Raw genomic sequence first — 24,073 nt, 5'->3', positions numbered from 1 at the left:
GGACCCCGGCTCAAGGCCGGGGTGACGGAAAGGGGAATACGGAAAAAAGCGTGGCTATCCCCCGGAATTCGCCAGTCCGTCTGCGGAGAATTTGTCCCCGTCGGCTGGACCCGCAATCCGCGGATGCGTCAGGCCGAGATGCGCCGCTCCAGTCGCTCGCGCAAGTTGGCGATGGCGCTGGGGGCGCCCGGATCGCGCAGGCGCCAATCGCGATCGAGCCGTAGCAGCCGGTCGTAAAAGCGCTCGGTCGCGCCCACCAGGCGGCGGATCTCGATCGGCAGGATGTCGCTCTGGCCCGGATCGGACCGGCGCATGTCGCGCGACAGGCGGCCATGGCGGCGCAGCTGGAATTCGGACAGTTCGCCGCTGAAATAGGCCCGGTGATTGAGCAGCCAGGCGATCGCGTGCATCATCCGCGTGGTGGTGCGCAGGCCCTCGCTCGACAGCGCGATGCGCGCCAGATCCTCGGCGCCGGCCGCTTCCTCGATCCGGCCGGACAGCGTGAAGGCGTCGCGCACGTCGTCCGCCAGGACAAGCGCCTCGCTGTAAAGCGCCTCGATGATGCGCGGGTTGATGGTGAGCGGCTCGGCCATGGTGAGCCGACTATTGCCCATCGGCGACTCCCGGCAACATGGCGGCGCGGGCTTTCCAACGTCAAATCGGGACTGTCCGAAAAGGGCACGGAATGGATTTCATCCACAGGTTGCCCTTTTTGGATCTAACCCATTGATCAGGCGATGATATCGGGGATCAGATAGTCCTCGATGATGGCGATCTGGTCCTTCAGGCGCAGCTTGCGCTTCTTCAGTCGGGCGATCTGGAGCTGATCGGACGAGCCCGAGGCGTTGAGCGCGTCGATCGCCGCGTCAAGATCCCGGTGCTCTATCTTCAGCACTTCCAGGCGCTTGCGCATTTCCTCTTCGGTCACGCCGGAATTCCTTGTCGTCGGGTATCGGGAGCAAGGCCCTCCGGCTCGGCGCGGCTGGCTTGCGGTTCATCGATATGGGGCAATTATCCGCTTCGCAAGATAAGTTGATTATGGTTCCATGACAATCGCGCCGCACCGCTTGATGCCGAGTCGGCAGGTGAGGGGTCCGGCCCAATAAGAAAGAGGAGGACCATCGATGGATAGTTCGCATGTTAGCGCCCTGCAGCTCAAACATGCCGGTCTCGAACGGCAAATCCACGAGGAATTGAGCCGCCCGATGCCTGACCTCACCGTGATCCAGAGCCTCAAGAAGCGCAAGCTCCGGCTCAAGGAGGAAATCGTTCGCTGCTGAAGGCACGGGCTTTCTACAGATAAGGCCGATCGGCGGCTGCGCCCACGTTCCCAAAGCGCTCGCTTTCGGGTAGTTGCGTGAGACATGACCAGCGGAGCCGTCGACGCAGCCCGGAACATCCTCACTCGCCTCCACGAGGTCATGGCCTCGCGCAATCATGCGCAGGCCAAGCTGAACACCGTGGTGGAAGTGATCGGCGAGTGCCTCGATAGCGAGGTCTGCTCGATCTACCTCCTGCGCGAAGGGATGCTGGAACTGTTCGCCACGCGCGGTCTGGCGCAAGAGGCGGTGCACGTCACGCGCATGGCCGTGGGCGAAGGTCTTGTCGGCACGATCGCCGAGAATATCGAGACGCTCAATCTCGCCGAGGCGACGGCGCACCCGGACTTTTCCTATCGCCCGGAAACGGGCGAGGACAAGTTCCACTCGTTCGCGGGAGTGCCGATCGTCCGGCGCGAGCGCGCGGTCGGCGTGCTGTGCGTGCAGCATGTCGAGCCGCGCCGCTACGTCGAGATCGAGATCGAGGCGCTGCAGACCGTGGCGATGGTGTTGTCCGAGCTGATCACCAACGCCGACCTGATCGACGAGGAGGACGCGCGCGCCTTCGCCGCCGGGCAGACCGGGCCCGAGCACCTGAAGGGCCTGACGCTGGTCAAGGGCCTGGCCAGCGGCGTGGCCGTCTATCACCAGCCGCGCATCAATATCGAGCATGTCGTCGCCGAGGATACGGAGGCCGAGCGCCAGCGCGTGATCCTGGCCTTCGACCGGATGCGCGAGCAGATCGACCGCATGGCCGGGCAGGCCGAATTCGGCGTCGGCGGCGAGCATGAGGAAGTGCTCGAAACCTACAAGATGTTCGCTTACGACGAAGGCTGGACGCGCCGGATCAACGAGGCGATCGATTCCGGCCTGACCGCCGAGGCGGCGATCGAGCGCGTGCAGCAGCGCACGCGGATGCGGATGCGCCAGATCGACGATCCGCTGCTGGCCGACCGGATGCACGATCTGGAGGACCTGTCGAACCGGCTGCTGCGGATCGTTTCGGGCCAGCTCGGCACCGCGGCCACGCTGGGCCTCAGGAGCGATGCGATCCTGATCGCGCGCAATCTCGGCCCGGCCGAACTGCTGGAATATGACCGGCGGCGGCTGAAAGGCGTGATCCTGGAGGAAGGCTCGCTCACCTCGCACGTGGTCATCGTCGCGCGGGCGATGGGCGTGCCGGTGCTCGGGCGTGTGCGGGGCCTGCGCGGCGTTATCCGCGAAGGCGATCCGCTGCTGCTCGACAGCGATCAGGCCACTGTCACCGTGCGGCCCTCGCAAGCGCTGGTCGAGGCGTTCGAGGCGCGCTTTGCCCGCAGCCGCGAACGGCAGGCCGCCTATGCCGCGCTGCGCGAGGTGACGCCGATCAGCCGCGACGGCCAGCGCATCACGGTGATGATCAATGCCGGCCTGCGCGACGATATCGCCAACCTGAACCTGACCGGGGCTGACGGCATCGGCCTGTTCCGCACCGAGTTCCAGTTCCTCGTGTCCGCCACGCTGCCCGCGCGCGAGCGCCAGACCCGGCTCTATCGCGACGTGCTGGAAGGCGCGGGCGACCGGCCGGTGATGTTCCGCACCGTCGATATCGGCGGGGACAAGACGCTGCCGTACTTGCGCCATGACGATGGCGAGAGCGAGGAGAACCCGGCGATGGGCTGGCGCGCGCTGCGCGTGGCGCTGGAACGCGACGGACTGCTCAAGGTGCAGGCGCGCGCGCTGCTGGAAGCGGCGGCGGGCCGCACGCTGAACGTCATGTTCCCGATGGTGGTGGAACCGTGGGAATTCGATGCCGCCAAGGCCGTGTTCGACGGGCAGCTCGCCTTCCTCAAGCAGCGCAAGAAGATGGTGCCCGAAGCGATCCGCTATGGCGTGATGCTCGAAGTGCCGGCGCTGGCCGAACAGCTCGATATCCTTGCGCCGAAGATCTCGTTCCTGTCGATCGGCACCAATGACCTGACGCAGTTCCTCTATGCCGCCGATCGTTCGAACCCCAAGCTGGCCGAGCGCTATGACTGGCTGAGCCCGTCGATCATGCGCTTCATCCGGCGGATCGTGACCGTGCTGGACGGCAAGGGGATCGACATCACCGTCTGCGGCGAGATGGGCGGCCGCCAGCTTGAGGCGCTGGCGCTGATCGGCGCGGGCATTCGCCGGCTTTCGATCACGCCGGCCGCCGTCGGCCCGATCAAGGAACTGGTCGGTAAGATCGCCGTGGCCGAGATCGAGGCGGCCATGGCGCAGTGGCTGGCTCACCCGCCGCGCAGCCTGCGCGCCGCGATGATCGAATGGGTGTCGGAGCGCGGAATCGTGGTAGACTGACCTTACACTGCCATCGGCGAACCTTAAGGTCCGAACCCGATCGGTTAACCTTCGGGAGCGCGTCGCGAAAATGGCCTGCCGCGAGATGAGAAGGCTGCGGAATATGTCCCTGTTTTCAGCCTTCCCGGTGCCGCCGAGGGGTGGCGCGCGGCGTTCCCCGGCGCAGATGCGCGCACCATCCATATCGGATCGGCTTTCGCCAGGGCGGCGGGCTGCCGCGCGGGGCGCCTTCGCCGGCCGTCCAGGCGCGCGGATCGGACGCGAAAACCCGGCCCAAGGGCGCTTGTCGTGCCGCGGACAGGGTCTGCCGCAGAAACATATCCCTAACAACTTGCCAAACATTGACTTTGCCTGGCGGGACGCGTTGTCTCGGCAGCTTCGGGTCATGGCATTTTAACCGTCTTCATCGGGAGCGTAATGGAAGCGCAGGAATCCTCGGAGGAAGGCGTCGCCTTCAGCAGCGTGGGCGAGCAGCTTCGCCATGCCCGCGAAGCCGCGGGCATGAGCCGGGCCGATGTCGCGGCCGAAACCCGCATCGCCGAACGCCATCTGACCACGATCGAGGAGAACCGCTTCTCGGACCTCGCCGCGCGCACATACGCGGTCGGCTTCTCGCGCGCTTATGCCCGCGCCGTCGGGCTGGACGAGAACATGATCGCCGATCGCGTGCGCGCCCAGCTCGCCGCCGAGGAAGCGCGGCACCCGCGCCCGCAGGAGCAGAGCTTCGAGCCCGGCGATCCCGCGCGCGTGCCGCCCTGGGGGCTGGCCTGGGCGGCCGGCCTGGGCGTGATCGCGGTGCTGGCGGTGCTCTATCTGGCCTGGGGCAACCTGTTCAGCCCCGAAGGCGAATTGCCCGACCTGATCGACGATGCGCCCAAGGCCCAGGCTTCCGCACCGCCGCCCGCCGCCGCGCCGGCCACGCCCGCGCCGCTGCCGGGCGGCCCGGTGGTGCTGACCGCGACGCAGCCGCGCGTCTGGCTCAAGGTCTATCTCGCTGACGGCACGCAGCTTTTCCAGAAGGAAATGGCGCAAGGCGAAAGCTACACCGTGCCGGCCGAGGCCCGCGGCGCGCTGCTGCGCACGGCGCGGCCCGATGCGCTGGCGATCACGGTCGCCGGCCGGCCGCTGCCGCCGCTGGCCGACCGGCCGACGACGCTGGGCGATGTATCACTCGCGCCGGCCGACCTCGTCGCCCGCACCGCGCCGGGCGCGGCGCCGTCCTTGCGCCCCCCCACCACCGTGCCGCCTGCGCCGGGCAGCGGGGGCGGCGTGGTCCTGCCGTCCTCGCGGCCGACGCCTTCGCCCCGGCCCACCGCCACCGGCCGGCGCGACGAGGCGCCGCCGGCGCCATCGTCCGGGCCTTCACCCCTGCCAGTCGGCGTATCCACCGATTTGGACTAGCGAGTCTCGACAGCGCGGTTCGTATGCGGCAAGCAGCCGCTGGGGTTGGCTTGGTTAATTCCCCGTTCCGCTGCGCGCCGCCATGGTTCGGCGTGGCTTCAGATAGGGTAGGTTGACACGATGATACAGGCACGAGCGCGGACAGGTCTGGCGTGGACGGGTCGGGCAAGATTCGCCGCGATGACGGCACTGGCGCTGGTCATGGCGGGGTCTTCGGTATCGGCTGCGGCGCAGGAATCGGCTGAAAGCCGGATTTCCAGGGTCGAGGCGGAAGTGCGCGCGCTGCAGCGCAAGGTTTTCCCCGGCGCCGACGGCAAGTTCTTCCAGCCCGAGATCACGCCCGGCCAGACGGCGGGTACCACCACCACGCCGCCGCCATCGACCACGGCGGTGACTGACCTGCTGACGCGCATGGACGCGATCGAGGGGCAGATGGCGCGGCTGACCGCGCAGATCGAGCAGGACGGCAATCGCATCAGCCAGATCGAGGCGCGGCTGGGCATGGGCGCCGCCGCTCCCGCCGCGACGACGGGCACCGCGCCGGCCGCGAGCGTGACGCCGCTGCCCGGCACGACCACCGCGCCCACGCCGACGCCCACACCGACCCCGACGCCCGCTCCGGCCGCGCAGACCAACCTCGATGCCATGACTGGCGGCGCCTCGGCCGCCAAGCCGCCCGCGCCGGCGCCGTCCTCGCGCGTCCAGGCGGTGAGCGCCATCATCAAGCCGCAGACCGCCGATCCGGGCGATGACGAATACAGCTATGGCTATCGCCTGTGGGAAGCCAGGTTCTTCCCCGAGGCGCAGCAGCAGCTCAAGCTGTTCCTGGAAAAGTATCCCCGGCACGCGCGCGCCAGCTTTGGGCGCAACCTGCTGGGCCGCGCCTATCTGGATGATGGCAATCCGCGCGAGGCGGCCAAGTGGTTCCTGCAGAACTACCAGGCCGACAAGCGCGGCGATCGCGCGCCCGACAGCCTGCTGTATCTCGCGGTGTCGATGAAAGCGCTCAAGGACACCAAGCGCGCCTGCATCGCCCTGGCCGAATTCAGCCAGACTTACGCGGCCGAAGCGGCCGGGCGCCTGGCCGGCACCTACAATTCCACGAAGAATGGGCTCGACTGCGCAAGCTGAGCCCTGGCCTGACGCCCAGGCGGTGACGCGCCTTGCCGAACGGCTGGAGGCGCTCTGGCCCGAAGGGGCGGACGCGGACACGCGGCTGGGCATCGCCGTATCGGGCGGACCGGACAGTATCGCGCTGCTGCTGCTGGTCGCGCGCGCGCTGCCCGGCCGGGTGGAGGCGGCCACGGTCGATCATCGGCTGCGGGCCGAAAGCGCGCGCGAGGCGGCCGATGTCGCCGCGCTGTGCGAGCGGCTTGCAGTCCCTCACGCGACGCTGCCGGTCGATGTCGCGCCCGGCAATGTCCAGGCCCAGGCCCGCCGCGCGCGCTATGCGGCGCTGCGCGGCTGGATCGAGGCGCGCGGGCTGGCCGCGCTGGCCACGGCCCACCACGCCGACGATCAGGCCGAAACGCTGCTGATGCGGCTCAACCGGGCCAGCGGCGTGGCGGGGCTGGCCGGCGCGCGCGCGCGCGGGATCATTCCGGGATCGCGCATCCCGCTGCTGCGCCCGGTGCTCGAATGGCGGCGGGTGGAACTGGCGGGCGTGGTCGCCGCCGCCGGCGTGGTCGCGGCCGATGATCCCAGCAATGCCGACGATCGTTTCGACCGGGCGCGGCTGCGCAAGGCGCTGGCCCGGGCCGACTGGCTCGACATTCCCGCCGTGGCACGCAGCGCGGCGCATTTGTCCGATGCGGATGAAGTTGTCGAATGGGCGGCGATCCGCGAATGGCACGAAGCGGTGCGCCGCACGCCTTTGGGCATGACCTATCGCCCCCGCGCGCCGCGCGCGGTGGTGCTGCGGGTGCTGGCGCGAATCGTTGGTGAGCTGGAAGGCGAGGAGCCGCGCGGCGGCGCGGTGGCGCGATTGTTCGAAACGCTGGCCGAAGGGCGGCCCGCTTCGATCGGCGATCTGGTGGCGCGGCCCGATGTTTCCGGCTGGAGCTTTGCCCGCGCGCCGCAAAGACGATCAGAAAATCAGGCACCTGGCAAAAGCTGATCCGGGCGAAGCAATCCAGGGTGGCCCGTCTCATTTACCCTGGATTGCTTCCCCGGCCTTCCGGTTTTCGAGGCCGGAAGAAATCCCGAGCGATCAGGGGGGCCGGGATTGCCTTTACGGCACGATGAGTGTGCCGCATTTGGCCTCAGGAATCGACCAGTGAATCACCCATGCCGACCATCTTGCCGCGTGTGATGAACACCCGGTCGCCAACTTTGGTCTGCGCGAAGACTTTCGCCGCGAACGGTTCGGGCATGGCGATGCAGCCGTGGCTGGCATAGCCCCATTCCACTTGCGAGGCGTGGAGCGTGATTCCGTCGTTGGTCAGCCGCTGCATGTACGGCATTTCGGCATCGTAGAGGTTGGAGACGTGGTGGCGCTGCTTTTCCATGATCGGGAACACGCCGGTGGGCGTCGGCTTGTCCTGTGTGCCCAGCAGCACGGCCGCCGCGCCGATCTCGTAGCCGCCCTTGAAGATCGAGAGCACGCGGGCGTCGAGATCGACGGTGATGACGATGGGCCCGTCCGGCACGCCGGCATCGTCCCAATGCCAATCGCCATACTTGATCGCGCCTTCGATCGGCAGGATGCGCTTGATCGTGAACGCCTCGTCCGCTTTCGGCGCGGGCGCGGCCTGCGGCGCGGGCACCCCGGCCGGCGCCGCCGCCTTGGCATCGGCGACTTGCGCGGCGGCAAGCGAGGCCGGCTCGGGCTTTGCCGGCGGCCGGGCAAGCAGCAGCCCGCCAGCCGCGGCGGCAAGGCCGACGAAGGCGATGGCGAGCAGGGTGCGTCCGTTCACGTGTCCATATCCCAGATGAGGTCTTGCGAGTCCTATAGACGCAACATCTCGCAAGAAAGGTTAACAGGCCAGCCCCCAGTTCGCCCTGTTCCGGTGCAGGACTGGCTGGCGGGGAAAGTTAACGGGGGTGGGAGGACAGGCAGGCAGGCGGCCGGATGGGGTTTCCCCAACCTCATCCTCGCGCCCAGGAGCCGGGGCGGGCAAAGCCCACCCCGCGCATCTCACATACCGTCAAGGCCCTTGCTCACCAGGACATTCACCGCAACGCGGCGGTTCTGGGCCTTGCCTTCGATGGTGTCGTTGCTGGCCAGCGGGTCCGCTTCGGACATCCCGGTGGGCGTGAGCATCCGATACGGCTTCCAGCCGCAGACCTGCTGGAGATAATTGACCACGCGCGCGGCCCGCTTTTCGCTCAGTTCCTGGTTCAAGTCGGCGCTTCCCGTGGCATCGGTGTAGCCGACCACCAGCAGCAGGGCGTTATTCATTCCCTCGGCCGCGCTTGCCGTGGCGCACAGATCGTTCTTCGCCTGCGCGGAGAGCACGGCCTTGCCGGTGTCGAAGTTCACGTTCGTCGTGCTCTTGACGTTGTACTGGTCGATATCGGCCATGCGGCCGCGCAGCGCCTCGGTTGCCGCGGTCTGTTCGGCGAAGCGCTGGTCCGTGCCGTTGTGGATCATGGCCGCGGTCTTGAGATCCTTGTTCTTCAGGTCGATCTGGCTCGCCACCAGGCCGCCGCCCGATTGCAGGGTCTCGATGGCGACGGGCAGGCCGTTGAGCAGCGCGTCGGCTGCCAGCTTGCTGCGGTTGAGGCCCAGGAAGCCACCACTGACCTTGATCCGGGTGGCATCGTTGATGGCGACGACCGTGTTCGCGCCATCGGCGCTGGTGACACGTATCCGGTTGCCGTTGCGCGCCGAGATGATGCCTTCGATCTCCGGTCCTTTGGTCATCTCGCCCGCTTCAGGCACGGACGTGTCCGTGACCGTCCCCGTGATGCCGGCGTCGGGCTGGTCCTGCTGCTGCGCGGCCATGCTGGCCGTTGCCGAGCCGGCCAGCATGGCGAGCAGCAAGAGAACTCTGGGACTTTTGGAAATGACACTCATTGCGATACTCCTTGAAACTCGACCAGCAGGGCCTGCCGGATCGCATTTGTTCGCCGGGCCGCCGCCCCCATGATGGCACATCCGGTTGTCAGAGCCTTCTCCATCTTGCTTCACCAGGAGGTGCGGCATGTCGCTGCGTCTGAACACCAAGGATTTCCTGCGTGGTCGGACCAACCTTTCGTGTGGATGAATGTTCCCGGCGGGCTGGCGGCCGCGCCGGTGATTCGAGCGTTCCGTGCGACAAACCGATGCGCATCGCGCTGCATGAATGCGAGGCCCGATGCCTTGCGTTCGCGACGAACCACCGCCCGCGCAAGACGAACGCCGGGCCTGCGATCGACGATGCAGGCTCACTCGCGCCTTATCTACCCATGCGCGCCGAACTCGTTCGCGATCGCGGTCGTGATCCGCAGCGACAGGGCATAGGACCGCGCGATCGGGTCGATGAAGGCGCGGTGGATCTGGGCATAGCCGGTGGCGCTGGAATCGGGATAGTCGCTGGGCTCGTTCACCGAGAAGTCGCCGATCGAGGGGAAGCTGATCGGGAAGGCGCGGCGCAGCTGGGCCAGCCCTTCGTCGACGCGCAGGGTGAAGAACATCTCCAGCACGTCCTCGCGGCTGATGTCGTTGGCGCGGCTGAACGGGGGGACCATCACCGCGCGCAGGAACATGTGCTTGAACAGCGCCAGGCGCAGCGATTGCAGCACGCCCAGGCTGCGCCGGGTGTGCTCGCGATCGGGCAGCGGGGCCTCGTCCGGGATCAGGTCGAGCAGGCGGTGGAACTTCATCGAATCCACCCGCAGGCGCGAGGCGAGGCGGCGGAACACGCCGGCGCGATCGTCCTTGGTGAGATATTCGCCCAGTTTCAGGCAGGCATCGGCGATGTGCTGCTCGTCGCCGCGATAGGGCCGGCTGGCCCAGTACGCCGAATTGAACAGCTCGCCATAGGCGGCCACCGTCTTGATGCTGGCCAGCGCATTGGCCGCGCGGGCCAGGCGGACAAGCTGGCGGCCGCGCTCGCTGGCGCGCAGCAGCGCGGCCAGTTCCTCGCGATTGCTCTCGGCGGCGGTGCCGATGCCGGCGATCACGTTCACCGGATAGCCGAGCTGCTGCAGGATGGCGTTGTGCGGGATGGCGCGGATTTGCCTGAGGCTCATCGTCCGGTCCGAGGCGAGGTCGGACTGGCGGCGCGATTTGCGGCTGCCGGTATCGTTCAGCATCCCCAGGCCGAACGCGGTGATCGCGCGCGAATAGGTGCGGCTGGCCAGATGCTCGGTCTGCACGCCGCGGATCGCGCGGTAGAAATCGAGGCTGAGGTCGGTACGGCGATAGAAGGGATCGGTCGGCGCCTCGGTATCGGCCCCCCAGGCGGGCATTTCGGCGAAGCGGGTGAGCGTGGCCAGCGCGATTTCGGGCGAGCCGAACCACAAATAGCCATCGCCGCCCTGGAAGCTGACTTCGGGCTCCAGCCGGATGCCGGCGCGGGCGAAGCGGCGCCGCGCCCAGGGCGACATCTGCCAGGCGATGCGATCGGCCATGCTGGAAGGATGGCAGCCCCGGCCCATGGATTCGCCGCCGGTGTTGAAGATCAGCGCGGAAACGTCGGTCAGCCCGTTCGCTACCATGGCTTCGGCCAGGCGGCCTTGCAGGCGCTCGATCGCCAGCGCGGCGGGAATCTGGCCGACGAAGCGGCCGGCGTCGGAATAGCCGGTCTGGATCGAGATACGCCCGCGCTTGCGGGCATATTCGCGATAGGCGGGCTCGGCCAGCACCGCGTCGAGGAAACGGCCGCCGTGCTCCAGCGCGCTTTCGGTCTCGAACAGCGGCGAGACGTCCACCTTGTCCTCGATGCCGAACATCCGCGCGAAATAGAGCGCGGCCAGCACGGTAGTCGGCTGCTCGCATTCGGCCACCAACATGCGGATCGGCGCGTCCGCGTCGATGTGGCCAAGGATCTGCGCCATGGCGAGGAACTGGCGCACGGCGGTGCTGTTCTCGATCGCCAGCGCCGCGAAGTTCGATTTCAGCGGCTTCACTTCGGCCAGCAGCTCGCGCATCCGCACCAGCGCGGCCTGGCTGGCGAGATTGAGGTTGCCGTCCGGGTCGATCCGGCGGCGGATCGCGTTCTGGAGCTGCGAGCTGTTCACGCGGAAATGAATCCAGCCCATGCCCAGCCCGTCGGCGCGCATGGCGGCGGTCGCCACCATCAGCCGGCGCACCACCTCCTGGCCGCCATGGCGGGCTTCCTCCTCCAGTTCGGCGATGACCGGGCCGAGGCTGACCAGCTTGTCGGGGTGATCGGCGGTAAGGGCATTGGCCGCTTCGGACAGGGCCTGCGGCGCCGACAGGTCGGCGGCGAAGCGCCGGGCCATCTCGCCCGCAAGCAGGCCCGCGCGCTCCAGCCGCGCGGCGATCTCGGGCTCGTCCTGCTGCAGCATGGCGGCGTAGCCGGCCAGCCGCATGGCCTTTTCCTGCAGGCGATAGCGGATCGAGGTGGCCCACGAGATATCGGTGCGCCCGTCCAAGTCATAGCCGACCCAGCTGGCGAAGCGCACCGGCATCGGTTGCAGGCTTTTCCACTTCTTCGGCCAGCGCGCGGCGGCGATATCGAACAGGCGGGCATTGATCCGGTCACGCGCCACTTGCCCGCGCGCGATCGCGGCCATTGCCGCGTCATGTTCGTAATCCAGCGTGATCGTATCGCGCGCGGCCGGCGCGGCGCAGACCGAGGCCGAGCTGAAATCGCCGTTCGAGGCTGAAGCCGCCACTGTGTCGGCCTGCGCCTGGCTCAGCAGGAACGTGGGGTGGGCGGTGAAGACGATATGGGCGGCCGGGCGCTGCCAGCGCACCGCGAAGGTGGTGAAATCGTCCTCGCCGGCCAGGGCATCCAGCCGCCGGTCGTTGGCTTCGGGCGCCAGCGGGGCCAGCAGCCGGTCCAGCCGGGCGGCGCGGGCGCGCAGCCCCTCGCACTCCATCTCGGCGACGAGCGCCTCGATGTCGTCGAGCGACATCTGGTCGGTCTCGATCTTGCGCGACAGCTCGAGCGCAAGCTGGAACACCGGGTTGTAGAGCGGGGTCTGCGCGGTGAGGCGGTGCAGTTCCTGCAGCCGCGCGTCGAGATCGGCGATCCCGCTCATTGCGCCAGCTCCCGCGCGGCGCGGGCGGCGATCTCGATCGCGGTGGGATCGGGCGGACCCTTGGCCATCAGCCAGCTTCCGCCGACGCAGAGCACCGCGTCAAGCGCCAGCCATTCGGGCGCGGTATCGTGCGTAATGCCGCCGGTGGGGCAGAAGCGCGCCTGCCCGAACGGCGCGGCGATGGCCTTCAGCGCGGCGATCCCGCCCGAGGCGACGGCGGGGAAGAACTTGAAGCGGGTGAAGCCCAGGTCCAGCCCGGTCATGATGTCGCTGGCATTGGCGATGCCGGGCAGCAGCGGGATATGCGCCGCGATCACCGCCTTGCCCAGCTTTTTGGTGAGGCCCGGCGAAACGATGAATTCCGCGCCCGCCGCGATCGCGGCGTCCAGGTCGGCCGGGTTCAGCACGGTGCCCGCGCCCACCACCGCGCCGGGCACTTGCTTCATCTCGCGGATCACGTCGAGCGCGCAAGGCGTGCGCAGCGTCACTTCGAGCACGGGCAGGCCGCCGGCCACCAGCGCTTCGGCCACCGGCAGGGCATGGGCGACATCGTCTATCACCAGCACCGGGATCACCGGGGCCATGCGCATGATCGCCTCGACGGGCGCGGAAAGGTCGCTCATGTCAGGTGTTCCCTTGCGAAGGCCGCGGCGGCGCCGAACAGGCCGGGCTGTGGATGGGTGATGAGCTTGACGGGCATGGCCGCCATCATCTGCTCGTAACGCCCCTTGAAGCGGAAGCGCCCGGCGAAACCCGATGCGACCAGCGTGTCGCGGATGCGATAGCCCAGCCCGCCGGCGATAACGACGGCCCGTGCCCCGTGCGCCAGCGCGAGATCGCCGGCGACACTGCCGAGCGCGAGGCAGAAGCGATCGATGGCCGCGACGGCAAGCGCATCGCCCCCCTCGAGCCCGGCCTGCCAGATCGCCTTGTCGGCCAGATCGGGCACCGGCCGCCCTTCCAGCGCGGCGAGCGCGGCATGGATATCAACGATACCCGGCCCGGAGACGACACGTTCCACCGAGACGCGGCGGTGGCGCGCGCGCAGCCGCGCGAGGATGGCATCGTCGATCCCGTCGAGCGGGGCGAAATCGATATGGCCGCCCTCGGTCGCCTGCACGTGATAGGTGCCGTCGGCAAAGCGGTGGAACTGCGCCACGCCCAGCCCGGTACCCGGCCCGATCACGCTGATCGTGCCGGTTTCGGGCAAGGGCCGGTCGGGCCCGGCCAGATGGAGGAAATCACTCGCGTCCGCGCGCGCGGCGGCATGGGCGACGGCGCCGAAATCGTTGATCAGGGTGACTTCGTCGAGCCCGAGCTGATCGTCCAGGCGGCTGGGGTGCAGCACCCAGGAATTGTTGGTCATCCGCACGGTCTCGCCCGTCACCGGCCCGGCGATGGCGATGGCGGCGTTGCGCGGCACCGGCTGCGCGGACCGCCGCGCGAAATCCTCCCAGGCGGTGTTCAGGCTGGCATAGTCGGACGTCCTGAGCGTGATCGGCTCATCCAGCGCGATCGCGCCGTCATTGCCGATCGTCGCCTTGGCGAAGCGGGCATGGGTGCCGCCGATGTCCAGGGCGACGAGGTCGGTGGTCAAAGGCCGGCGACCTCCAGCATGGCCGATCCGCCTTGCTCGGCGCCACCCGCGCCCATGCGGAACATGGCGAACAGCTCCCGCCCCATGCCCATTTCCGCGATGGGGGCCGGGGCCGGATCGCGCCCGGCCAGATCGGCGGTGGTGGAAAGCGTGCCATCCGTGGCGCAAAGCCGCACCACGTCGCCATCGCGCAGCAAGGCGAGCGGGCCGCCGCCGAGCGCCTCGGGCGTGACGTGGATCGCGGCGGGCACTTTGCCCGATGCACCCGACATGCGCCCGTCGGTGACGAGCGCGACCTTGTAGCCCCGGTCCTGCAGCACGCCGAGCGGCGGGGTCAGCTTGTGCAGTTCTGGCATCCCGTTGGCGCGCGGGCCCTGGAAGCGCACCACCACCACCACGTCGCGATCGAGCTCGCCGGCGGCGAAGGCGTGGGAGACCGCCTCCTGCGTTTCGAACACGCGGCACGGCGCCTCGATCGTCCAGCGTTCGGCATCGACCGCGCTGGTCTTGAAGGTCGCGCGGCCAAGGTTGCCGGAAACGAGCCGCATCCCGCCATCGGCGAGAAACGGCGCAGACACGGGCCGCAGCATGGCATCGTCGCCGCTGGTCTCGGGCGCGGGTTTCCAGCCGAGCTCCTCCTCGTCGAGGTGCGGCTCGAAGGCGTAATCGCGCATCCCGCCTGCCGAGATCGTCAGCACGTCGGCGTGCGCGAGCCCCGCATCGAGCAATTCGCGGATCACGTAGCCCATGCCGCCGGCGGCGTGGAAGTGGTTCACATCGCCCGAGCCGTTGGGATAGACCCGCGTGATCAGCGGCACGGCGGCCGAAAGCTCGGCGAGGTCCTCCCAGTCGAGCACGATCCCGGCCGCGCGGGCCATCGCCGGCAAGTGGATGGCGTGGTTGGTCGATCCGCCGGTGGCGAGCAGGCCGACGCAGGCGTTGACGATCGCCTTTTCGTCCACCACGCGCGCCATCGGCCGGAAATCGTTGCCCTTGCGCCCGATCGCGGCGAGCCGGTGGACGGCGGCGCGGGTCAGGGCCTGGCGCAGCGGCGTGTTCGGCGGCACGAAAGCGGCGCCAGGCATGTGCAGGCCCATCATCTCCATCATCATCTGGTTGGAGTTGGCGGTGCCGTAGAACGTGCAGGTGCCCGGCGAATGATAGCTGGCGCTTTCGCTGGCCAGCAATTCGTCGCGCCCCACCTTGCCTTCGGCGTAGAGCTGGCGGACCTTCTGCTTCTCCTTGTTGGCGATGCCGCTGGGCATCGGCCCGGAAGGAATGAAGATCGCCGGCAAGTGGCCGAAGCGCAGCGCGCCGATGACGAGGCCGGGCACGATCTTGTCGCAGATGCCGAGCAGGGCCATGCCGTCGAACATCGCGTGGCTCATGGCGATGCCGGTGGCGAGCGCGATCGCGTCGCGGCTGAACAGCGACAGCTCCATGCCGTCGAAGCCTTGCGTCACGCCGTCGCACATTGCCGGCACGCCGCCTGCGACCTGGGCCGTCGCGCCCACTTCGCGCGCATAGAGCTTCATCTGCTCCGGGTAGCGGCCATAGGGCTGATGCGCCGAGAGCATGTCGTTGTAGGCGGTGACGATCGCGAGGTTCGGCCCGCCGCGCGGCGAGGCGATCGAGGCCTTGTCTTCCCCGGCGGCGGCGAAGCCGTGGGCGAGGTTCGAGCAGGAGAGAAAGCCGCGATCGGCGAACTTCTCACCCTCGCGCTCGACCAGCGCGAGATAGCGCGCGCGCTTGTCCTTCGACCGTTCGACGATGCGCCGGGTGACGCGGGCGATCGTGGGGTCGAGGTCGGTCATCGCGTTACTCCCGGTCTCCGGCCCGCCACGGGTATCGCGGCATGGTCAGGAAACGATCATTCATGCCAGGTCACGCCGTCACGCTCGGCCAGCGCGATCGAGGCCGAGGGCCCCCAGCTTCCCGCCGTATAGGTCTTGGGCTCAAGCGAATGCTCTTCCCAGCCCGCGCGGATCGCGTCGATCCAGTCCCACTGCGCTTCCACCTCGTCGCGCCGCACGAACAGCGTCTGGTCGCCCTCGACCAGGTCGAGCAGCAGGCGTTCATAGGCGATGCGGCGCTGCGGCCCGGCGAAGGCATCGGGCATGGTGATCTCCAGCGGCACGCTGCGCAGGCCAAAGCCCTCGCGATCGAGCCCGGGCACCTTGGTCATCAGCGAAAGCGTGATGTTCTCGGCCGGCTGGATGCCGATCACCAGCCGGTTGGGCGCGATCCGCGCGCCGCGGCCGGTGAAGATCGAATGCGGGATCGGGCGGAACTGCACGACGATCTCGGTCGTCCGCTTGGGCAGGCGCTTGCCGGTGCGCAAGTAGAACGGCACGCCTTTCCAGCGCCAGTTGTCGATATGCGCCTTGATCGCGACGAAGGTCTCGGTGTCGGAATCCTTGCCCAGCTCGTCATCGTATCCCGGCACGGCCTGCCCGCCGATGGCGCCGGCGCGGTACTGGCCCGTCACCGTCTCGCCATGCGCGACGGGGCGCAGCGAGCGCAGCACTTTCACCTTTTCGTCGCGCACATTGGTGGAATCATAGCTGACCGGCAGCTCCATCGCGACCAGCGCAAGCAGCTGGAGCATGTGGTTCTGCACCATGTCGCGCAGCGCCCCGGCATCGTCATAGAAGGCCACGCGCCCTTCGAGGCCGACCGTTTCGGCGACGGTGATCTGGACGTGATCGATGTGGGCGGCGTTCCACAGCGGCTCGAACAGCATGTTGGCAAAGCGCAGCGCCAGCAGGTTCTGCACGGTTTCCTTGCCCAGATAATGGTCGATCCGGTAGATCCGGTCCTCGGGAAAGGCGGTGGCGACCGCGTCGTTGATCACGCGGCTGGACTTGAGATCGGTGCCCAGCGGCTTTTCCAGGCCGATGCGCGTGCGCTCTCCGGCCAGGCCCCCGGCGGCCAGGCCATGGATGGTCGGCTCGAACAGGCTCGGCGCGGTCGACAGGAAGATGGCGAGCCCTTCGGCCGGCGTGCCCACCTTGGCGGCCAGATCGCCGAAGCCTTCGGGCTTCGATGCGTCAAGCGACTGATAGCTCAGCCGGTTGAGGAACGTGGCCATGCCGCCGCGCCGGTCGGCGGGCAGGAACTGCTCCAGCGATTCGCGCGCGAAATTGCGGAAGGCCGCGTCGTCGAGGTCCGACCGGGCGGTGCCGACGATCTCGATCTGCGGATCGAGCAGGCCGTCGGCATCGAGCGCGCAGAGCGAGGGCAGCAGCATCCGGCGCGAAAGATCGCCAGTGGCGCCGAACAGGAGAAGGCGATCCGCGGTGAATTTGGTCATGCAGTCGGGTGCCCGGTACAGCGCACTACACGATCTCCTGCTGACGTTAACGGTGCTCGCAGTTGCAGCATATCACAAGGGGGAGTTGCAAGCGCCAGTTTGCCCGGGAGCGGATTTTTCCTTAACCGTGCGGCCCGATTGCCGCTGCGCCCCCGCGCTGATCGCGAGCCTTTTTGCCGATTGCGCGCTTCCCGATCGCGTGCGCGCGCACTAAGAAGCCGCCATGGCAATCGACGGTGTCCAGCTTCTCGAACATATCCAGACTCCCGCGCTGATCGTCTCGCGCGGGCAAGTGAGCTTTGCCAACGCCGCGGCCAAGGCGCTGCTGGGCGCGCATATCCTGGGGCAGGACGTGCGCATCGCGATTCGCGATCCCCTGGCGGTCTCCGTGATCCTGAGCGAAAGCGGCGGCACCGCCAAGGTCGGTGGGCTCTCGGTCGGCGGCAGCGTGTGGGAGATCGACTGCAAGCCGGTGGGCATCGGTGAACGGCTGGTCACGCTTTACGACTTGTCGGTGCAGGTCAGCGTCGCGCGCGCGCACGCCGATTTCGTCGCCAATGCCAGCCATGAGCTGCGCACGCCGCTGGCCACCGTGCTTGGCTATGTCGAGACGCTGATGAACCCCAAGGCCGGCGGCGACGAGGCGACGCGCGAGCGCTTCCTCAAGACGATCCGGCATGAGGCGCTGCGGATGCAGTCGCTGGTGTCGGACCTCATGTCGCTTTCGCGAATCGAGGCGATCAAGCACGAGGTGCCGTCCGAGACGGTCGACATGGTCGTGCTGGCGCGTGAGACCGCCGGCGAATTCCGCACGGGCGGGGCCGTCACCGTCACGGCCAATTGCGAACACGCGCCGATCGCCGGGGATCGCGGGCAGATGGCGCAAGTGCTGCGCAACCTGATCGACAACGCGATCAAGTACGGCAAGCCGGGCGGCGCGGTGCAGGTGTCGCTTGAAGCGACCAACACCGGCTGGCTGCTGATCGCGGTGCACGACGATGGCGAGGGCATCGCGCCCGAGCATCTGCCGCGCCTGACCGAGCGGTTCTATCGCGCCGATACCAGCCGCAGCCGCGCGGCGGGCGGCACCGGGCTGGGCCTGTCGATCGTCAAGCACATCGTCGAGCGCCATCGTGGCCGCTTCGATATCGCCAGCCGGCCCGGTTCGGGCACCACCGCGTCGATGATGCTGCCGCTGCGCAAGGACTGACGGCATGGGCGCAACCGGGGCCGCGGGTGGCGCGGCGGCGTGGATGACTTCATCCGGTCATGACCGGGCGCGCATAAGCCGACATTGCGTCTATCCGCGCGCGCCAGGCAAGAGTAATGCGGCCGTGCGGCGAGGGTCGGGGGCGATTCCGGGTGGCTTGTCATCAAGTTGTCACGGAACTGTCATTCAACGCCCATAGAGGCGCGTCACAGCAGGACGCCAAGGGGTATTCCATGACTAGTCTCAAGTCCTTCTCGATTGCCGCGGTTTCCGCGCTCGCGCTTTCGGCGTGCGGCGGTTCGGGCGGCTCCTCTTCGGGCACGCGCGATTTCGTGCGGGCGGTCGGCTCGTCCACGGTCTATCCCTTCGCCACCGCCGTGGCCGAGGAATTCGCCAAGAGCGGCGCCAAGAGCCCGGTGATCGAATCCACCGGCACGGGCGCGGGCATGAAGCTGTTCTGCGCCGGCGTGGGCGCGCAGCATCCCGATATCGAGAATGCCTCGCGCCGGATGAAGGCTTCGGAATACGCCGATTGCGCCAAGAACGGCGTGACCGAGATCGTCGAGATCCAGGTCGGCATCGATGGCATCGCCTTTGGCGAGGCGAAGGACGGCCCCGGCATGAAGCTGGCGCCGGTCGATGTCTACAAGGCGCTGGCGGCCAATCCCTTCGGCAAGCCGAACACCGCCAATTCGTGGAAGGACGTCAACCCGGCGCTGCCCGACATGCCGATCATGGTCTACGGCCCGCCCTCGACCTCGGGCACGCGCGACGCGCTGGCCGAACTGATCCTGGAGGCCGGCTGCAAGACCGATGCCGCCACCAAGGCGCTCAAGGACAGCGATGAGGACAAGTACAAGGCGGTCTGCACCCAGATCCGCGAGGACGGCGCTTATGTCGATTCGGGCGAGAACGACAACCTGATCGTCCAGAAGATCTCGCAGAATCCCAAGGCCATCGGCATCTTCGGCTTCTCGTTCCTGGAAGAGAACCCCGATACGCTCAAGGGCATCCCGATGTCGGGGATCGAGCCGACTTACGAAACGATCTCGAACTTCACTTATCCCGGTGCCCGCCCGCTCTACATCTATGTCAAGAAGGCGCATCTCGCGCCGGTCAAGGGACTGGCCGAATACGTCAAGGCCTGGCCGGCCGCCTGGGGGCCTGATGGCTATCTCAAGGCCAAGGGCATGGTGATCGCGCCCGAGGACGTGCGCAAGAAGAGCGCGGAAATCGTCGCCGGCATGACCCTCCTCGATCCCTCGCAGCTGAAGTAAGCGCACGGGTTTCGCCGATGATCGGGTTCATCGTCCTGGCCGCGGTTCTCGGCCTTGGCCTTGTCGGGTGGTTCTCGGCCAGGACCAGGGCGCGGCTGCTCTATACCGGACGAGGCTCGCTGCATTCGACGCCCGGCTACCACGGCTGGCACATGGCGCTGTGGATCGTCATCCCGGCGCTGCTGGCGTTCGCGACGTGGTCCTCGATCGAACCCGGCCTGATTGAAACCTCGGTGATGTCCGATCCGGCGGCGGCCGCGCTGCCCGCCGGCGACATGGAGCGCGAATCGATCCTGGCCGAAGCGCATGTGATCGCGGCCAATCCCGGCACGGCCGCGTTCAATCCGCTTTCGGCGCAACTGGCCGAGCCGATGCGCGCGGCGCAATCGCGCTTCGACCTGATCGGCGCGGCGCTGGTTGTCCTCTTCGCCTTTGCCGGCGGCGGCTATGGCTTCACCCGGATCCGCGCCGGCTTCCCGGCCCGCACGCGGGTGGAGCGCGGCGTCATGCTGCTGCTGCTCGCCGCCTCGCTGATGGCGATCCTGACCACGTTCGGGATCATCGCCTCGCTGGTGTTCGAAGCGGGCATGTTCTTCCGCGACGTTTCGCCGCTCGACTTCCTCACCGGCCTGCACTGGGCCCCGGCCAACGCGGTGGGCGATGACCTGTCGAGCAATTTCGGCGCGGTGCCGCTGTTCTGGGGCACGATCTATATCGGCGCGATCATCGCCATGCTGGTCGCCATCCCGCTGGGGCTGATGAGCGCGATCTACCTGACGCAATATGCCAGCCCGCGTCTGCGCCGCTGGCTCAAGCCCGCGCTGGAAATCCTCGCGGGCGTGCCCACCGTGGTCTACGGCTATTTCGCCGCGCTGACGGTGGCGCCGCTGATCCGCGATTTCGCCGCCGCCATGGGCGCGGAAAACCCCTCGACCGAAAGCGCGCTGGCCGCCGGCCTCGTCATGGGCGTGATGATCATCCCCTTCGTCTCCTCGATGGCGGATGACAGCATCGCGGCGGTGCCGCAGGCGATGCGCGACGGCTCGCTGGCAATGGGCGCGACCAAGTCCGAAACGATCAAGCGCGTGCTGCTGCCGGCCGCGCTGCCCGGCATCGTCGCGGGCGTGATGCTGGCGATCAGCCGCGCCATCGGCGAGACGATGATCGTGGTCATGGCCGCCGGCGCTGCCGCGCGGCTGTCGCTCAACCCGTTCGAGAGCATGACGACGGTGACGTACCAGATCGTCCAGCTCCTCACCGGCGATCAGGAATTCAACAGCCCCAAGACGCTTTCCGCCTTCGCGCTGGGCCTGGTTCTTTTTATCGTCACATTGATCCTCAACATCATCGCCCTCAGGGTCGTGAAGCGTTTCCGGGAAGCATATGACTAGGGGTTCGAACCCGGGGCCTTGGCAGTCGCCGGAAATGACCAGGCGGCTGGCGCGCCGCCATGCCGCCGAAAAGCGCTTCCGCCTGTTCGGGATGGGCGCGATCGGGCTGTCGCTCGCCTTCCTGGCGCTGCTGCTCGTCATCATGCTCAAGAACGGGCTGGGCGGGCTGGACTGGAGCTTCCTGTCGGGCTCGGATTCCACCGACCCGTCGCTGGCGGGCGTCTGGGGTGCCACCAAGGGCTCGTTCCTGACCATGGTGGTGACGCTGGCGCTGTCGTTCCCGATGGGCGTGCTGGCCGCGATCTACCTTGAGGAATTCGCGCCGCGGAACCGCTGGGTCGACTGGATCGAGGTTTCGATCAACAATCTCGCGGCGGTGCCTTCGATCATCTTCGGCCTGCTGGGCCTGGCCGTGTTCATCAACACGTTCCACCTGCCGCGCTCCTCGCCGGTGGTCGGCGGCCTGACGCTGGCGCTGATGACGATGCCGGTGATCGTCATTTCCGGGCGTAACGCGATCAAGGCGGTGCCCCCATCCATTCGCGACGCCGCGCTGGCGATCGGCGCCAGCAGGGTGCAGACCGTGTTCCACCACGTTTTGCCGCTGGCGCTTCCCGGTATCCTGACCGGCACGATCATCGGCATGGCGCGCGCGCTAGGCGAAACCGCGCCGCTGCTGATGATCGGTATGCGCGCTTTCGTTGCCAGTCCGCCGCAGGGTTTCACCGACCCCTCCAGCGTGCTGCCGATGCAGATATTCCTGTGGTCGGACGAGATCGACAGGGCCTTCGTCGTCAACACTTCGGCCGCGATCATCGTGCTGCTGGTGTTCCTGCTGGCGATGAACGGCCTGGCCATCTATCTGCGCAATAAATTCGAAGTCCGCTGGTAGGATCGATGTCCGAAACACCCAAACTCACCGCGCGCAATGTCGACGTCTGGTACGGCCCGAAGAAGGCGATCGACAATGTCTCGATCGACATCGACAACGGCCTCGTCACGGCTTTCATCGGCCCGTCGGGCTGCGGCAAGTCCACTTTCCTGCGTTCGCTCAACCGGATGAACGACACGATCGCCGATGCCCGCGTCACTGGCGAGATCAAGCTGGATGGCGAAGATATCTACGCCGGCACGATGGACGTGGTCGCGCTGCGCGCCCGCGTCGGCATGGTGTTCCAGAAGCCCAACCCGTTCCCCAAGTCGATCTTCGAGAACGTGGCCTACGGCCCGCGCATCCACGGGCTGGCACAGGGCAAGGGCGAGATGGATCTGATCGTCGAAAAGGCGCTGATCCGCGCCGGCCTGTGGGACGAGGTGAAGGACCGGCTGACCGATGCCGGCACCGCGCTCTCCGGCGGCCAGCAGCAGCGCCTGTGTATCGCCCGCGCCATCGCCGTCAGCCCCGAAGTCATCCTGATGGACGAGCCGTGCTCGGCGCTGGACCCGATCGCCACCGCGAAGATCGAGGAACTGATCGACGAGCTCAAGGACAATTACGCCATCGTCATCGTCACCCACTCGATGCAGCAGGCCGCGCGCGTTTCGCAGCGGACGGCGTTCTTTCACCTCGGTTCCATGGTAGAATACGGTGAGACCAGCCAGGTCTTTACCAATCCGCGCGAGGAGCGCACGAAGGATTACATCACCGGCCGTTACGGCTGAGAGAGGTTGCCATGGTCGATCATACCGTCAAAGCATTCGACAGCGAGATCAGCCAGCTTCGCGGCCTCATCGCCGAGATGGGTGGCCTGGCCGAAGTGGCCATCCGCGATGCCATCGACGCGCTGACGCGGCACGACGAGGATCTTGCCCGGCAGGTCGTGGCCAACGATGCCCGGCTCGATGCGCTGGAGGCCGAGGTCGATCGGCTGGCCGTCCGCACCATCGCGCTGCGCGCGCCGATGGCCGATGACTTGCGCGACGTGATCGCCGCGCTGAAGATCTCCGGCGTGATCGAGCGGATCGGTGACTATGCCAAGAACATCGCCAAGCGCGTCGATGAACTGGAAGGCCGCCCCAAGATCGAGCCGATCACCCTGATCCCGGCCATGGCCGAGATCGCCCAGGGCATGGTGCGCGATATCCTCAACGCCTATGGCTCGCGCGATGCGATGCTGGCGGTCGAGGTGATCCGCCGCGACGAGAAGCTGGACCAGTTCTACAACACGCTGTTCCGTTCGCTGCTCACGCACATGATGGAAAACCCCTCCACCATCACCAGCGCGGCGCAGCTGCTGTTCATCGCGCGCAATCTCGAACGCATCGGCGATCATGCGACCAACGTCGCCGAAATGGTTTATTACGCCGCGACGGGCGAATACTGCTCCGAGCGTGACGCAAAGGACGAACGCAAATGAACCCGAGTGTTCTTGTCGTCGAAGACGATACCGCCCTTTGCGACTTGCTCGCATGGAACCTCAGCGCCGAAGGATATGACGTGCGCAGCACCGGCGATGGCGAGGAAGCGCTCGTCATGGTGCGCGAGCAGGCGCCCGACGCGATCATCCTGGACTGGATGATCGAGCAGGTGCCCGGCATCGAGGTCTGCCGCCAGCTGCGGAAGGACAAGGAAACCGCGCGCATCCCGATCGTGATGCTGACCGCGCGCGGCGAGGAGGAGGATCGCATCCGCGGCCTCAAGACCGGCGCCGACGATTACGTCACCAAGCCGTTCTCCCCGCGCGAGCTGATGGCCCGGATCGAGGCGCTGCTGCGCCGCAGCCGTCCGGCGCTGGCTGGCGACGTGCTGCAATATGCCGATCTTGAGCTTGATCCCACCTCGCACCGCGTGCGCCGCGATGGCGAGCCGCTGCACCTGGGGCCCACCGAGTTCAAGATGCTGCGCTATTTCATGGAGCGCCCGAACCGTGTGCTGTCGCGTCAGCAGATCCTCGACGGTGTCTGGGGCATGGATTCGGATATCGACGAGCGTACGGTGGACGTGCACATCCGCCGGCTGCGCAAGGCGGTCAACCGCCCCGGTGACGTCGATCCGATCCGCACCGTGCGCGCGGCCGGCTATGCCATGGACGTAAGCTGACACGATCCGGCTTTTACCGCGCCGCATTCCGCTCTAGGCAAGGGACAT

Annotated in this window: 21 protein-coding genes; 12 read left to right on the top strand and 9 right to left on the bottom strand. The window is 67.5% G+C overall.

Going from position 1 to position 24,073, the window contains the following annotated elements; translation table 11 throughout:
* Window positions 1-128: 128 nt before the first annotated feature.
* Both PYV00_RS00445 and PYV00_RS00440 read right to left on the bottom strand, forming a co-directional pair.
* On the bottom strand, window positions 129-614 hold the full coding sequence (locus PYV00_RS00445; RefSeq protein WP_275226267.1) for a DUF1465 family protein: 486 nt from the start codon (window positions 612-614) through the stop codon (window positions 129-131).
* A gap of 116 nt (window positions 615-730) precedes the next feature.
* Entirely contained in the window at window positions 731-928 is a 198-nt protein-coding gene (locus PYV00_RS00440; protein WP_275226266.1) for a YdcH family protein, read from the bottom strand.
* Between the two features lie 196 nt (window positions 929-1,124).
* On the opposite strand from PYV00_RS00440, the gene PYV00_RS00435 reads away from it, so the two are divergent.
* The 5 genes from PYV00_RS00435 (at window position 1,125) to tilS (ending at window position 7,158) form a co-directional block, all read left to right on the top strand.
* Window positions 1,125-1,280 (top strand): YdcH family protein, encoded by a 156-nt coding sequence (locus PYV00_RS00435; RefSeq protein WP_275226265.1) that lies wholly within the window; start codon window positions 1,125-1,127, stop codon window positions 1,278-1,280.
* An 84-nt stretch (window positions 1,281-1,364) separates the two neighbouring features.
* Window positions 1,365-3,641 (top strand): phosphoenolpyruvate--protein phosphotransferase, encoded by a 2,277-nt coding sequence (ptsP, locus tag PYV00_RS00430; protein ID WP_275226264.1) that lies wholly within the window; start codon window positions 1,365-1,367, stop codon window positions 3,639-3,641.
* A gap of 417 nt (window positions 3,642-4,058) precedes the next feature.
* Window positions 4,059-5,042 (top strand): helix-turn-helix domain-containing protein, encoded by a 984-nt coding sequence (locus PYV00_RS00425; protein WP_275226263.1) that lies wholly within the window; start codon window positions 4,059-4,061, stop codon window positions 5,040-5,042.
* Between the two features lie 180 nt (window positions 5,043-5,222).
* A complete protein-coding gene (locus tag PYV00_RS00420) occupies window positions 5,223-6,173 on the top strand; it encodes a tetratricopeptide repeat protein (RefSeq protein WP_275226262.1) in 951 nt (316 codons plus the stop codon).
* Entirely contained in the window at window positions 6,151-7,158 is a 1,008-nt protein-coding gene (gene tilS / locus PYV00_RS00415) for a tRNA lysidine(34) synthetase TilS (protein WP_275226261.1), read from the top strand. The genes PYV00_RS00420 and tilS overlap by 23 nt, the downstream gene beginning before the upstream one ends.
* A gap of 145 nt (window positions 7,159-7,303) precedes the next feature.
* Here tilS and PYV00_RS00410 read toward each other — a convergent pair whose 3' ends face one another.
* The 7 genes from PYV00_RS00410 to zwf all read right to left on the bottom strand — a co-directional run bounded on the left by PYV00_RS00410 (window position 7,304) and on the right by zwf (window position 17,107).
* The gene (locus PYV00_RS00410) at window positions 7,304-7,957 is read right to left on the bottom strand and encodes a L,D-transpeptidase family protein (RefSeq protein WP_275226260.1); all 654 of its coding nucleotides are present in this window, start codon (window positions 7,955-7,957) and stop codon (window positions 7,304-7,306) included.
* Between the two features lie 221 nt (window positions 7,958-8,178).
* On the bottom strand, window positions 8,179-9,060 hold the full coding sequence (locus tag PYV00_RS00405) for an OmpA family protein (protein WP_275226570.1): 882 nt from the start codon (window positions 9,058-9,060) through the stop codon (window positions 8,179-8,181).
* Window positions 9,061-9,425: 365 nt separating this feature from the next.
* Window positions 9,426-12,197 (bottom strand): phosphoenolpyruvate carboxylase, encoded by a 2,772-nt coding sequence (locus PYV00_RS00400; protein WP_275226259.1) that lies wholly within the window; start codon window positions 12,195-12,197, stop codon window positions 9,426-9,428.
* On the bottom strand, window positions 12,194-12,820 hold the full coding sequence (eda, locus tag PYV00_RS00395; RefSeq protein WP_275226258.1) for a bifunctional 4-hydroxy-2-oxoglutarate aldolase/2-dehydro-3-deoxy-phosphogluconate aldolase: 627 nt from the start codon (window positions 12,818-12,820) through the stop codon (window positions 12,194-12,196). The genes PYV00_RS00400 and eda overlap by 4 nt, the downstream gene beginning before the upstream one ends.
* Window positions 12,817-13,794: a glucokinase gene (gene glk / locus PYV00_RS00390; protein ID WP_275226257.1), complete on the bottom strand. Its 978-nt coding sequence runs from the start codon at window positions 13,792-13,794 to the stop codon at window positions 12,817-12,819. Before glk ends, eda begins: the two co-directional genes overlap by 4 nt.
* On the bottom strand, window positions 13,791-15,608 hold the full coding sequence (gene edd, locus PYV00_RS00385; protein WP_275226256.1) for a phosphogluconate dehydratase: 1,818 nt from the start codon (window positions 15,606-15,608) through the stop codon (window positions 13,791-13,793). Before edd ends, glk begins: the two co-directional genes overlap by 4 nt.
* Before the next feature lie 56 nt (window positions 15,609-15,664).
* Complete coding sequence (gene zwf, locus PYV00_RS00380) at window positions 15,665-17,107, bottom strand: glucose-6-phosphate dehydrogenase (RefSeq protein ID WP_275226255.1); 1,443 nt, start codon at window positions 17,105-17,107, stop codon at window positions 15,665-15,667.
* Between the two features lie 223 nt (window positions 17,108-17,330).
* Between zwf and PYV00_RS00375 the strand changes: the two genes are divergently transcribed.
* From PYV00_RS00375 to phoB, 7 genes are all read left to right on the top strand, one after another.
* Window positions 17,331-18,317, top strand: a complete 987-nt coding sequence (locus PYV00_RS00375; protein ID WP_275226254.1) for a sensor histidine kinase — start codon at window positions 17,331-17,333, stop codon at window positions 18,315-18,317.
* Between the two features lie 233 nt (window positions 18,318-18,550).
* Entirely contained in the window at window positions 18,551-19,594 is a 1,044-nt protein-coding gene (locus tag PYV00_RS00370; RefSeq protein ID WP_275226253.1) for a substrate-binding domain-containing protein, read from the top strand.
* Between the two features lie 17 nt (window positions 19,595-19,611).
* The gene (gene pstC / locus PYV00_RS00365) at window positions 19,612-20,985 is read left to right on the top strand and encodes a phosphate ABC transporter permease subunit PstC (protein WP_275226252.1); all 1,374 of its coding nucleotides are present in this window, start codon (window positions 19,612-19,614) and stop codon (window positions 20,983-20,985) included.
* On the top strand, window positions 20,978-21,877 hold the full coding sequence (pstA, locus tag PYV00_RS00360; RefSeq protein WP_275226251.1) for a phosphate ABC transporter permease PstA: 900 nt from the start codon (window positions 20,978-20,980) through the stop codon (window positions 21,875-21,877). Before pstC ends, pstA begins: the two co-directional genes overlap by 8 nt.
* Window positions 21,878-21,882: 5 nt before the next feature.
* Window positions 21,883-22,647 (top strand): phosphate ABC transporter ATP-binding protein PstB, encoded by a 765-nt coding sequence (gene pstB, locus PYV00_RS00355; RefSeq protein WP_275226250.1) that lies wholly within the window; start codon window positions 21,883-21,885, stop codon window positions 22,645-22,647.
* 11 nt (window positions 22,648-22,658) lie between these two features.
* The gene (gene phoU / locus PYV00_RS00350) at window positions 22,659-23,342 is read left to right on the top strand and encodes a phosphate signaling complex protein PhoU (RefSeq protein ID WP_275226249.1); all 684 of its coding nucleotides are present in this window, start codon (window positions 22,659-22,661) and stop codon (window positions 23,340-23,342) included.
* On the top strand, window positions 23,339-24,025 hold the full coding sequence (phoB, locus tag PYV00_RS00345) for a phosphate regulon transcriptional regulator PhoB (RefSeq protein ID WP_275226248.1): 687 nt from the start codon (window positions 23,339-23,341) through the stop codon (window positions 24,023-24,025). The genes phoU and phoB overlap by 4 nt, the downstream gene beginning before the upstream one ends.
* Window positions 24,026-24,073: the final 48 nt, after the last annotated feature.

The organism is Novosphingobium album (ex Liu et al. 2023) (genome assembly GCF_029076845.1).
Classification (GTDB): Bacteria; Pseudomonadota; Alphaproteobacteria; order Sphingomonadales; family Sphingomonadaceae; genus Novosphingobium.
This window is presented reverse-complemented; position numbering and strand designations above follow the sequence as displayed.